The sequence below is a fragment of the Streptosporangium sp. NPDC051022 genome (assembly GCF_040683035.1).
GTDB lineage: Bacteria > Actinomycetota > Actinomycetes > Streptosporangiales > Streptosporangiaceae > Streptosporangium.
In genome coordinates this window covers 134,041-146,433 of sequence record NZ_JBFBCF010000017.1, presented here as the reverse complement: position 1 = coordinate 146,433, position 12,393 = coordinate 134,041, and the positions used below count along the sequence as shown (strand labels likewise).

7 protein-coding genes are annotated in these 12,393 nt (G+C 70.5%); 3 read left to right on the top strand and 4 right to left on the bottom strand.

Annotated elements, in window-relative coordinates; genetic code table 11:
• Nucleotides 1-27: 27 nt before the first annotated feature.
• A complete protein-coding gene (locus AB0N02_RS26250) occupies nucleotides 28-585 on the bottom strand; it encodes an ankyrin repeat domain-containing protein (RefSeq protein WP_363951681.1) in 558 nt (185 codons plus the stop codon).
• Between the two features lie 192 nt (nucleotides 586-777).
• Nucleotides 778-3,333 carry a S8 family serine peptidase gene (locus tag AB0N02_RS26245; protein WP_363951541.1) on the bottom strand — a complete coding sequence of 852 codons (2,556 nt, stop codon included), beginning with the start codon at nucleotides 3,331-3,333 and terminating at the stop codon, nucleotides 778-780.
• Between the two features lie 1,340 nt (nucleotides 3,334-4,673).
• Between AB0N02_RS26245 and AB0N02_RS26240 the strand changes: the two genes are divergently transcribed.
• Genes AB0N02_RS26240 through AB0N02_RS26230 form a run of 3 tightly spaced genes read left to right on the top strand, consistent with a single transcriptional unit; the run spans nucleotide 4,674 to nucleotide 7,189 of the window.
• The gene (locus tag AB0N02_RS26240; RefSeq protein ID WP_363951538.1) at nucleotides 4,674-5,825 is read left to right on the top strand and encodes an ABC transporter permease; all 1,152 of its coding nucleotides are present in this window, start codon (nucleotides 4,674-4,676) and stop codon (nucleotides 5,823-5,825) included.
• The gene (locus tag AB0N02_RS26235; protein ID WP_363951535.1) at nucleotides 5,822-6,544 is read left to right on the top strand and encodes an ABC transporter ATP-binding protein; all 723 of its coding nucleotides are present in this window, start codon (nucleotides 5,822-5,824) and stop codon (nucleotides 6,542-6,544) included. The genes AB0N02_RS26240 and AB0N02_RS26235 overlap by 4 nt, the downstream gene beginning before the upstream one ends.
• A 27-nt stretch (nucleotides 6,545-6,571) precedes the next feature.
• On the top strand, nucleotides 6,572-7,189 hold the full coding sequence (locus AB0N02_RS26230; protein WP_363951532.1) for a TetR/AcrR family transcriptional regulator: 618 nt from the start codon (nucleotides 6,572-6,574) through the stop codon (nucleotides 7,187-7,189).
• A gap of 337 nt (nucleotides 7,190-7,526) precedes the next feature.
• On the opposite strand, the gene AB0N02_RS26225 is transcribed toward AB0N02_RS26230, so the two are convergent.
• Nucleotides 7,527-10,103 carry a S8 family serine peptidase gene (locus AB0N02_RS26225; protein ID WP_363951529.1) on the bottom strand — a complete coding sequence of 859 codons (2,577 nt, stop codon included), beginning with the start codon at nucleotides 10,101-10,103 and terminating at the stop codon, nucleotides 7,527-7,529.
• 1,100 nt (nucleotides 10,104-11,203) lie between these two features.
• Nucleotides 11,204-12,379: a helix-turn-helix domain-containing protein gene (locus AB0N02_RS26220; RefSeq protein WP_363951527.1), complete on the bottom strand. Its 1,176-nt coding sequence runs from the start codon at nucleotides 12,377-12,379 to the stop codon at nucleotides 11,204-11,206.
• Between the last annotated feature and the right edge of the window lie 14 nt (nucleotides 12,380-12,393).

Sequence of the window (12,393 nt, the reverse complement as noted above, 5' to 3'; positions counted from 1 at the left end):
CCGCACCTTGCCGGAGCATTCGGAACCCTACGGATGGCCGGTGGACCCGGTCGTCCACGTCTCCAGGAGGCGGATGATCTCGGCGTGGCCGGTGCCGAGCTGTGTCTCCGAACGGAGGGCGCCGGTGTCGTCGCGCATCTCGGCCACGATCCGTACGTCGCCTCCCTCGGACTCCTCGCGGCGGAGGGTGATCCGCGCCCCCTGTGGGGCGTGCTCCTCGGCCCGGGAGAGAACCTCCGCCTCGATGTCGAGGCCGGCGTACCGCCGGGCGAGATCGATGGGGCGCCGGCCCCGGACGTCGGCCGGAGCGGGGTTCGCCCCGTGGACGAGCAGCTTCCTGACCACGGCCGTCGCGCCGCGCTCGGCGGCGTGGGAGAGGGCGGTACGCCCGGCGGAGTCACCGATGTCGGGGGCGGCGCCCCGGTCGAGCAGTGCCTTCACGACGGCCAGGTGCTCGTTCGACGCCGCCCAGTGCAGGGCGGTCATCGCGCTCCTCGCGACATCCTCCCGCCGGTCGGGATCGGCACCGGCGTCGAGCAGCGCGGTCACCACCTCGGTGTGCCCCCAGCAGGCCGCCGCGCACAGGGGCAGTCCCTCGCTGTCGCCGCCGACACCAGCTCGCCTCCGGTCATGCGGCCATTTTGTGCGGCGGCACCTCCGTGATCCATCGGTTTTCCCCGGTGGGAAGGGGGCGGGGTGTCCAGGCCGGTCGTCGCGGACGGACCGAGCGCGGACACCCCCGCCTTGTTCATGTGGTCACCCCGTGGGGTGGATCGTCTAGGGGGTCAGGATGTCGTCGATCGCCGCGTGCAGGTCGGGGCGGGGGCCGATGTGGTGGGGGTCGCCGGTGGCCTGCGGCGTACCGGTCAGTTTGAGGGTGTCGCGGACCTGGGCCGGGGTGAGCACCCCGCCCGCCTGCTTGGCCACGCCCTGGAGGGCCGCCACCGCACCGGCGACGATGGCGCTGGCGCTGGAGGTGCCACTGAAGACACCGGTGTACATCTTGTTCGGATCGGTCTCCGACGGGGTCAGGTCCTGGGAGCCGGGAATGCCCAGGGTGGCCACGCAGGTGCCGTAGGCCTGGACGTCCACGCGGGAGCCGTACGTCGAGAACGACAGCGCGGTCAGCTCGGCGGGTGCGTTGGGGCCGTGGCAGTTCGTCCCGCCGGGGCTGGGCGCTGCTCCGGCTCCGACCATGATGGCGCCGGAGTCGGGACGGCCCATGAGGGTGGTGGCGTGGACATCGGCCGGGTCGTCGAGGTCGTTGCCGCCGTTGCCGGCCGCCTCGACCACGGTCACCCCGGCGGCGGTCGCCAGCACCGTCTGGTCGTAGATGCTGCTCTCCACCTCCCACGGGTACCAGCGGGTGGCGGGTCCGTCGAATGCGACCTCGACCTCGTACAGGATCACGTCACCCGGACCGGAGTTCGCGGTGGCGTAGGCGACGGCGTCGGGAACCTCGGTGCCGGACAGGTGCAGGGTGGCGTGCGGTGCGATGCCCGCCATGCCGAGCCCGTTGTCGTCCTGGGCGCCGATGACCCCGGCGACGGCGGTGCCGTGCTTGACGATGAAGTCGTTGGCACACGGTTCGCCGAACAGAGCCGGAACCTGGACCACCGCGCCGGTCGCGACGCGCCCGGCCAGTTCCTCGTGGCACATGTTCCACTCGTTGGTCAGTCTGCTCAGCTGGACCGGGCTGGTGCGGTTGGTGGTGGTGCCTTCACCGAGTCGTCCGCTGCCGTTGGCGCCCCAGACGTGGACCACCGGACCGACCTTGCTGATGTTGTGCGCGGTGCCCGCCGTGATCGAGTCGGCGGTCAGGGAGGTCGCGACGGGGGTGGTGGAGTCGGTGGTGGTCCCGTTGCCGAGCTGCCCCTGGGCGTTGTCACCCCAGGTGTAGGTCGCCGAGGTGGCCGAGGAGGTGGCGGCGGTGCTGTGCAGGGAGCCCGCGGCCACCTGGGTGACGCCGGTCAGGCCGGAGACCGAGACCGGGGTCTTGCGGTCGGTGGTGGTGCCGTCGCCGAGCTGGCCCTGGCTGTTGTCACCCCACGCCTTGACCGTGCCGCCGTTGATCAGGGCGAGCACGTGGTCGGCGCGGCTGCTGACCTGCTTGACGCTGGTCAGGCCGGACACCGTGACCGGGGACGTCCGGTTGGTGGTGGTGCCGTCGCCGAGCTGGCCCTGGCTGTTGTCGCCCCACGCCTTGGCCGTGCCGGTGGCGAGCACGACGACGGAGTGCGCCGCTCCCGCCGCGACGGAACCGAACGCGGTGGACACGCTCGTGAGGCCGGGAACGGCGAGCGCGACCGTGGAGTCAGCGGTGCCGTAGCCGAGCTGGCGCTTGCTGTTGTCGCCCCAGGCCCGGACGGTACCGTTCGCCAGTACGGCCAGCACGTGACCGGCGCCCGCGCTCACCCCCACCGCGGTGGAGATTCCGGTGACCTGCACCGGGACCGAGCTGTCGGTGGTGGTGCCGTTGCCGAGCTGCCCCTGGCTGTTGTCACCCCAGGCCCACACGGTGCCGTCGGACTTCAGCGCCACCGAGAAGCCGGTGCCGGCCGCGACGGCGGCGACGCCGCTCAGGCCGGGGATCTTCACCGGGACCTTCCTGGTCGTGGTGTTGCCGTTGCCGAGCTGCCCCTGGGCGTTGTCGCCCCAGGCCCACACCTCGCCGGCCCCCGAGCCCCAGGCCGTCATCAGCGAGTGGTCGTCACCCGCGGCGATCGTCTGAGGGCCGGACTGCGGGGTCACCGCTGAAGTGACCTCGATGTCGGTGACGGTGACGCCGTCGCCCTTGCCGCCGGTCTGCGCGTTGGCGTAGTCGGCGTCGACCCCGCCGCCCTGCACCGAACCGGTCGCGTTGCGGTACTTCTGGTGCGAGCTCAACGGCTCGGTGGGGGACGTGAGGATCGGCCTGGCCTGGGCGATCTCCACCGACGGCAGGGCGTTCAGGTCGCTCAGCAGCGACTCGATGCCCTGGGGCACCGTGACGACGAACCACGAGTTCAGGTCGGGCAGCTCACGGCCGACCCGCTTCTCCAGCTGAAGCCGCCGCTCGGTGACCTTCGTCTCCGGCGTGGACGACAGCGGCCTGATCGACGCGCCCTTGTACCTGGCCAGCACTTGCTGGATCTCGGAGGCGTCGGCGGCGTTCTTCGCGACCGGCTTCAGGCCTCGTACCCGTACCTCCCGGTCGGACTTGAACTTCACCGACAGCTGGGTCGTGGAGAACCCCTTGGGCAACGGCCCGTGCGTCCCCGGCGCGACCCCCTTCTCCCTGCTGTGGTCATAGGCCGGGGGTGGTTCGGCCGAGACCGGTCCTGGCGAGATCAACCCCGAGAGCGTGCCGACGATTACGGCGAGTGCGGCGGCGAGCCGACGGCGCGACGATCGAAAACTTCCACGGTCCTGAGCAGTGGAGCGAACCGACAACGAATTCTCCTCTGGCGTCTTCTGTGACGCGCGGGTTCAGAGTCTTGCGATTGGTGAATCCGGGCGTGCCGAGAAGTAACGGCATGCTCATCCGAGCACGACGAACCGAGGCGTCGCCGCCATCGGAAGACCCATTACCCGCGCAATCAGCGTGTATCGTGAAAACAACAGACCTGACGGGTCAGCATAGGCTGATCGCCCACTCGGAAATCAACCATTTAAATTGCCGTACGGTCGGCCATTGAGTGATCACGAGGAGTGATCATGTCAATTGTCGACAGAGTCGGCTGATCGGCGAAAAGTTAATCAATGTGTGCTTGACGGCGATCGGAAAACGTCGTAGAAATGACCGTTCTCCGCCCCTGGTCGCCGCGGCGCTCCATGTCCGCTCGGTCGTCGTGCGCCGTCACGCTGCGGGAATGGCGGCTACCCGGTTGGTTTCAGCGCGGCGGAGGGCGTGCGCGGACCACGCGTTCTCCTGGGAAAACGGGGCGCTCCAATAGGGGGCGACTTCCGGTGCGGGGTGTGAGCCGGGCGGAACACCCGGCGAAACGGGGCGGAAGGAAACAGGCCGCGAGGGTCCACGCCGCACGAAAACCTCCGTGCCGTCAGGGTGAACCCCGTGGTTCTCGGGGCACGAATGTAACGCGGTGGGGGGTGGGCTGTGCCCGGTCATGCTAACGCCGATCCGGGCACCGTTCGAAATGTCGTGGAAACGCAGGGTGAATCTTTCGAGGGGAAACGCTGGAAAGGCAATGGTGTGCCTGTCGGCTCAAACCGGCGGAGAAAGGGCCTGATCTCGCACACCGGAGCCGCGTGAAAGGCGTTCCCGCCGGAATCCCCGAATCCTCGAATCCCTGAACCCCGTGAGGGCGGGGTCGTGGCGGCCGGTGATTGTTCCGTGCGTCGACGTCCTTCCCGTATCCCGTGCGTCGACGTCCTTCCCGGGTCCCGTGAGCCGTCCGGACCCTCCCATGTTCCTGCCGATCCGGCCCGCCGCCGAGCCCCTCGTCGGCCCGGTCCGGCCTGCGGCCGACGCCTTCGTCGGCCCGGTCCAGGTGGGTTCGGCCCCGTTGTGGCACGTGAAGGCCTAGGCGCCGGATTCTTCCCGACAGTGCGTTGGTATATTTACCGACGATGCGTCGGCAAGGTTGGCCGCGCATCGTTTCCGTCGTACGGCGAAGCCCGTCCCCGTTCCCCGGTGAGGCAGAGCCGTGCCCTCCCCTCGCTGAAGGAGTGCCATGTTCCTCGCCTGGCGCGAACTGGTGTTCGCGCGCGCACGTTTCGGGCTGATGGGAGGGGTGGTCGCGCTCATCGCCGTCCTTGTCGTGCTGCTGTCCGGCCTGTCCTCCGGCCTCGTCAACGACGGCATCTCCGGCCTCCAGCGGCTCCCGGTCACCGCCTTCGCCTTCGCGCAGGGCACCAAGACCGACTCCGCCTTCTCCCGCAGCTCGGTCGAGCTCGCGCAGGCGGACACCTGGAAGAAGCAGGACGGCGTCGCCGACGCGGCACCGTTCGGCAACATGCTCGCCAACGCCAAGGCGAGAACGGCGGGCGGCACCGAGATCCCGGTCGACCTGGCGCTGTTCGGCGTGGATCCCGGCTCGTTCCTCTCTCCCGAGGTCTCCTCCGGGGCCCGGCTCGGCGCCGACCCCGCCGGGATCGTGGTCAGCCGGACCGTCCTCGACGAGGGACTGTCGATCGGCGACACCGTCACGATCGACCGGCTGGGCACCCGGCTCACGATCGTGGGCACCACGGGCGACCAGCGCACCTTCGGACACGTCGACGTCGCCTACATTCCGCTGCGCACCTGGCAGCGGACGCACGCCGGGGCGGGACCGGACGACGAGGTGCGCGAGAGCGCCTACCAGGAGGCGACGGCCGTCGCCCTGCGCCTGAGGGACGGGGCCGGTACGGACGCCGTCCTCACCGCCGGTGACGCGGCGGCCGGCACCACGAGCATGACGCTGAAGGAGTCCTACGGCGCGTCGCCCGGCTACTCGGCCGAGACCTCCACGCTCACGCTCATCCAGGTCTTCCTGTACGCGATCTCCGCGCTGGTCGTCGGGGCCTTCTTCACGGTCTGGACGATCCAGCGCAGGCACGAACTCGCCGTCGTGCGCGCCATGGGCGCCTCCACCGGCTACCTCATGCGCGACACCATGATCCAGGCGACCGTCGTCCTGGTGTCGTCCACCGCCGTGGGCTTCCTGGCGGGTGTGGGCGGGGGCGCGTTCCTCTCCGGGACCCCCATGCCGTTCGCCCTGGAGGCGGTTCCCCTCGCCTTCGCGGCCCTGCTCCTGATTTTCCTCGGTCTCGCGGGCGCCGCCACGGCGGTCGGCCGCGTCGTCCGTGTCGATCCGCTCACAGCCCTGGGAGGAAACCGATGAGCGCGCACTCCACGCTTCCCGAGCAGCCGGTCCGGCCCGGAGACCCCGCGCGGGAGGGGCTCTTGCTGGAGGGCGTCACCCTGCGCCTGGGCGACGGCGACGCGATGGTCACCGCGCTCGACGACGTCCACCTCGCCGTCGCGCCCGGTGAGCTGGTCGCGATCGTCGGCCCGTCCGGCGCGGGAAAGTCGAGTCTGCTCGCCGTCGCCGGCGCGCTCACCACGCCGGACAGCGGCCGCGTCCTGCTGCACGGTGTCGACGTGGCGCGGGCGAGCGCGCGGGAGAAGACACGACACCGCAGGGAGAAGATCGGCTTCGTGTTCCAGTCGGGCAACCTCATCCCGGCGCTCACCTCGGCCGACCAGCTCCGCTTCGCGCTCGACGTCGCGGGCGTGCGCCCGCAGGACGGGTACGCCCCGCTCGATCTCCTGGAGCGGGTCGGCATGGCGCACCGGGCCGGGCACCGCCCGCACCAGCTCTCCGGTGGCGAACGCCAGCGGATCGGCATCGCCCGGGCGCTCGTCACCCGCCCCGCCGTACTGCTGGTCGACGAGCCCACCGCGGCGCTCGACCGCGCCCGCAGCCACGAGATCGTGGAACTGCTCGCCCGCGAGACCCACGAGTCCGCCGTCGCGACCGTCATGGTGACGCACGACCACGACGTGCTGGGACACTGCGACCGCGTCCTGGAGATGGTGGATGGGAAACTGTCCGGGTAAGGAGAAGCCCACGATCGAGGAGTGCCCGTGCCCCGCATCCAGGCGGCGACCCTCGCCGAGCACCGTGCCGCCCAGCACCGTGCGCTTCTCGACGCGGCCCGGGCGATCCTGGCGGAGACCGGCAGGCCTCCCACGCTGAGCGGCGTCGCGGCGCGCGGCGGGCTCGCGCGTCCGAGCGTCTACCAGTACTTCCGGTCGGCGGAGGATCTCCTCGTCGCGATGGTCGAGGACGTCTTCCCCCGCTGGTCGGCGCGGGTCGCGAAGGCGATGGACGCCGCCGCCGGTCCCGGGGAGCGGGTGCTCGCCTACGCGCGGACGAACTTCGAACTCGTCGCGGAGGGAGAGCACGCGCTCGCCACGGCGCTCGCGGAGATCGCCCCGAGCGACACGGTCGCGGAGAAGACCCGCGCCATGCACGGGCAGCTCCTCGAACCGCTGGTGGAGGCGCTGCGCGATCTCGGCGTCGGTGACGCGTCGTCGACGGCGGAGATGGTCAACGCCGTGGTGCACGCAGGGTCCCGCATGATCGAGGCCGGTGCCGACCCGGAGAACGTGTGGGAGTGCGCGAGGGCACTGCTCGAACCGTTCGCCCGCGACGCGGGACGGACCCCTCCCAGTACGGCGCCACGGACCCGGATCGGGTGAGGCCTGCATCGGACCGTCCGGGGAGCGCCGTCCGGGGAGCGCCGTTTGGGAAGCGCGGTCCGGGAAACGCGGGCGCGGGGGTGCCCACGCCGGTCGTCACGGACGAACCGAGCGTGGACACCCCCGTCCTGTCCATGCGGTGATTCCACGGGGTGGATCATCTAGTGCGGTGATCGGGAACGTTCACCGGGTCGAGCGCCGCTCACCGGCGCCGATCCGCCCCGTTTCACCGCCCGCCGTACCGGCGCCTGGACGGCCACGAACACGACGAAGGTAAGCGGTCACCGCGCTAGGAAGGTAAGTGGTCACCGCGCTAGGAAGGTAAGCGGTCACCGCACTAGGGGGTCAGGACGTCGTCGACCGCGGCGTGCAGGTTCGGCTGCGGGCCGATGTGGTGGGGGTCGCCGGTGGGCTGGGCCGTACCGGTCAGTTTGAGGGTGTCGCGGACCTGAGCCGGGGTGAGCACCCCGCTCGCGGCCTTGGCCACGCCCTGGAGGGCCGCCACCGTTCCGGCCATGACGGCGCTGGCGCTGGAGGTGCCGCTGAAGGTGCCGGTGTACATCTTGTTGGGGTTGGTCTCCGAGGGGTTCAGGTCATGCCCGCCGGGGGTGCCCAGGGACGCCACGCAGGCGCCGTAGGCCTGGACGTCCACGCGGGAGCCGTACGTCGAGAACCACATCGCGGTCCGCTCGGCGGGCGGGGTGGAGCCGGTGCAGTTCGTCCCGCCGGGGGCGGGCGGCGCCCCCGCTCCGACCATGAGGGCGCCGGAGTCGGGGCGGCCCATGATGGTGGTGGCGTAGGGGTCGGTTGTGCTGTCGAGGTTGTCGCCGCCGTTGCCGGCCGCCTCGACCACGGTCACCCCGGCCGCGGTGGCCAGCACCGTCTGGTCGTAGACGCTGCCGTCCAGCTCCCACGGGTACCAGTGACCGCCGGAGCCCACCTGGATCTCGTACAGGATCACGTCGCCCGGGTTGGAGTTCGCGGTGGCGTAGGCGACGGCGTCCGGAAGGGAGGTGCCGGAAACGTGCAGCGTGGCGTGCGGCGCGATGCCCGCCAGGCCGAGCCCGTTGTCGTCCTGGGCGGCGATGATCCCGGCGGCGGCGGTGCCGTGGCCGACCGGGGAGTCGGTGGAGCACGGGTCGCCGAACAGGGCCGGCACCTGGACCACCGCGCCGGTCGCGACGCGCCCGGCGAACTCCTCGTGGCACAGGTTCCAGTGGTTGGTCACCCCGCTGAGCTGGAACGGGCTGGTCCGGGAGGTGGTGGTGCCTTCGCCGAGCCGCCCGCTGCCGTTGGCGCCCCAGACGTAGAACCACGAGCCGAGCTTGGCGACGTTGTGCGCCAGGCCCGCCGAGATCTCCTCGCCGGCCAGGGAGGTCGAGGTCGCGATGGGGGTGGTGGAGTCGGTGGTGGTGCCGTTGCCGAGCTGCCCCTGGGCGTTGTCACCCCAGGTGTAGGTCGTCGAGGAGACCGACGACGTCGTGGCGGCGCTGTGCAGGGAGCCCGCGGAGATGCCGCTGACGTTGGTCAGGCCGGACACCGCGACCGGGGAGGAGCGGTCGGTGGTGGTGCCGTCACCTAGCTGGCCCTGGCTGTTGTCGCCCCACGCCTTGACCGTACCGCCCGTCATCAGGGCCAGCACGTGGTCGGCGCGGCTGCTGATCTGGCTGACGCCGGTCAGGCCGGGGACGGCGACCGGGGAGAGCCGGTTGGTGGTGGTGCCGTCGCCGAGCTGGCCCTGGCTGTTGTCGCCCCACGCCTTGAGCGTGCCACCGGCCAGCAGGACGACGGAGTGGCCCGTCCCCGCCGCGACGGAACGGGATCCGGTGGACACGCCCGTGAGCCCGGGGACGGTGATCGCGATCGCGGAGTCGCCGGTTCCGTAGCCGAGCTGGCGCTTGCTGTTGTCGCCCCAGGCCCGGACGGTGCCGTCCGACAGTACGGCCAGCACGTGACCGGCCCCCGCGCTCACCCCCACCGCGTTGAAGATTCCGGCGACCTGCACCGGGACCGAGCTGTCGGTGGTGGTGCCGTTGCCGAGCTGGCCATGGGTGTTGTCGCCCCAGGTCCACACGGTGCCGTCGGACTTCAGCGCCACCGAGAAGCCGTTACCGGCGGAGACGGCGGCGACGTTGGTCAGGCCGGGGACCCGAACCGGGACCTTCTTGGTCGTGGTGTTGCCGATGCCGAGCTGGCCTTGGGCGTTGTCGCCCCAGGCCCACACCTCGCCGAGCACCGGGGTCCACGACACCATCAGGGAGTGGTCGTTTCCGGCCGCGAGCGTCTGCGGGCCGTACAGCGGGGTCACCGTTGAACTGACCTCGATGTCGGTGACGGTGATGCCGTCGCCCTTGCCGCCGGTCTGCGCGTTGGCGTAGTCGGCGTCGACCCCGCTGCCCTGTACGGAGCCGACCGCGTTGCGGTACCTCTGGTGCGTGCGCAGCGGCTCGGTGGGAGACGCCGCGATCGGCCTGGCCTGGGCGATCTCCACCGACGGCAGGGCGTTCAGGTCGTTCAGCAGCGACTCGATGTCCTTGGGCACCGTGACGACGAACCACGAGTTCAGGTCGGGCAGCTCGCGGCCGACCCGCTTCTCCAGCTGGAGCCGCCGCTCGGTGACCTTCGTCTCGGGCGTGGACGACAGCGGCCTGATCGAGGCGCCCTTGTACTTGGCCAGCACCTGCTGGATGTCGGAGGCGTCGGCGGTGGCCTCGGCGACCAGCTTCTGGCCGCGGAGCCGTACCTCCAGGTCGGACTTGAACTTCACCGACAGTTCGGTGGTGGAGAACCCCTTGGGCAGCGGCCCGTGCGTCCCCGGCGCGACGCCCTTCTCCTTGCTGTGGTCATAGGCGGGAGCCGGTTCGGCCGAGGCGGGCCCCGCCGAGACCATGCCCGACAGCGCGCCGACGGTCACGGCGAGTACGGCGGCGGCGAGCCGATGCCGCGACGATGGAAAACCTCTGCGATTCCGGGAAAAGGAGCGGACGGACAAAAAAATCTCCTCTGGCCTCTTCCACGCCATGCGGGTTCGGAACCTTGCGATCAGTGACCCAGGGCATGCCGAAGAACGGTGGCACGCTCCCCCGAACGGATTGGTCCGAGGCGCCACAAGCCCCGTTAACCGCGTAATTGGCGTGTCATGAAAACAACAGACCCGACGAGTCAGCATAGGCCGATCACCCATATGAAAATCAACCCATTAATCGATTTACACGGTCGGCTGTTAAGTGAACGCGAGGAGTCATTGTGTCGATTCGCGATGGGCTCGATACTTCAATGAAAAGTGAATCGAAATGCGCTTGACGGTGGCCGGAAGGCGCCGTAGAAATGACGGCCCTCCTGTGCTCTGCCGTCCGCTGCGCTCCGTGTCCGCCTGATCTTCATGCGCCATCACGCTGTGGGAGGGGCGGATTCGTGGTGAGCGGTCGCTTATTTCACCGTTGTTGAAAATGTTCGCGCGGTGCGCTCTCCTTTGGGTGGGCGAGACGCTCCGGTGGGAAGTTTTATTTCCGGCACGAGGTGAAGATCGGGCGAAACCATCAACGAAGTGGGACACAATCGAACGCGGCGGTCGGAGAGCGCTCTTACCGCTCCGCAGGTGCGAAACCAGAAGACTTCGGGGAGTGAATGTGACGCGACGGGCACCGAATGTCACCCGGTTGTGTCGGTAGCGCGCCGGATACCGTTCGAAAGGACGTTGAAACGCAGGGTGAACATGCCGGAGAGAAATGCGGGAGTGACAATGGCGCGCCGTCCATCGGCGCCGAGCCGCCCCGCGTCACCGCCCGCCGTACCGGCGCCCGGAGGGTCACGAGCACGGTGGGAATGGGCGGTCGCGGGTGCGGTGAAGGTGAGCGCCGCGGGTGTGGTGGAGGTGGACGGTCGCGGGTGCGGGCGACGGTCGAGCGGGTGGGCACGCGGGCGCGGTGGGAGTGAGCGGTCGCGGGGCGGTGGGGGTGAGTGGCTGTGGTGAGGGTGGACGGTTGTGGGGCGGTGGGAGGGGGCGGTCGTTGGTTAGGTGGGGCGGAGGCCGGCGAGGGCGGCGACTCTCAGGCCGGTGTGGAGGTCGCGGCGCACCCGTCCGTCGGACAGGTCGTCCTGGACGATCTCGTGGATCCGGCCGAGCCGGTAGTACAGCGTGCTGCGGTGGATGACCAGCACCCGGGCCGTCTCCTGGGCGTCGGCGCCGTTGTCGAGGTAGGTCTCCAGGGTCTCCACCAGCTTCGCGCCCGAAGGGGTCTCCAGCAGCCGCCGGACCGCGGGCGGGAGGTCGTCCAGGGTGAGGGAGTCCAGGGGGAGCTGGACGAGCAGGCGGTCCAGTCCCAGGTCGTCCCAGTGGGCCGAGTGCCCGTAGCGGGCCGGGTCGGCGGCCGCGGCGCGCCAGGCCATGACGGCCTCGCGGTGGGACTCGTGCACCCGCGCCAGGGAGTCACGCGGGCCGCCCGCCCCGGCACGCAGCGACTCCAGCCCGGGGCGCCGGAGCAGGCTGGCGAGCTTGCCGGCCTTGACGGGGCGGGGGATGACCACCACCCCCTCGTCGCCGAGCACCGCGCCGCACGCCTTCAGCGTGGTCAGCCTGACGATCACCGACAGCGCCTGCTCGACCGCGAGCCTCGGCCCGCTCGCGGAGCGCGCCGTGGGGTGGGCGGCCCTGAAGACCATCACGGCGTATTTGGCGGCGGAGCTGAGCATCCCGGAGTCGACGAGCTCGGCGGCGGCCGCGGCGCGCTGGGAGGGCTCCGCCGACAGCAGCCCGACCAGCAGGCGGCGCGAGTCCTCGGAGGTCTGGCGGCGCTGGAGGGTGCGCAGGGCCAGCAGCGCGCCGATCTCTGACTCCATCGGGGCCAGGGCCGTCCGGTGCTGCGCCTCCAGTTCCTCGTCGGGGGTGTCGCCGATGTAGGCGATGTAGCCGACGAGGTGCCGGTCGAGCCAGACCGGGTAGATCACCCGGGCGGGCATCCCCTCGTGCGGGGGCAGCCGTACCGGGGAGTGCGCCCTGCGCACCTGGTGGGCGGCGATCATCTCCTGGGCCCGGGCGCTCGCCTTGCGCGACAGGATCACCGACTTGCGGGCCTCGTCCACGTCGTTGGCGTGGACGCTGAACGCCACGAGGTTCAGGTCGTCGTCGTAGAGCACGACCGGGACGTCGAGCTGCTCAGCGAGTGTCTGGATCATGTCGTCGAGGCTCATGTCACCCCCCCTCC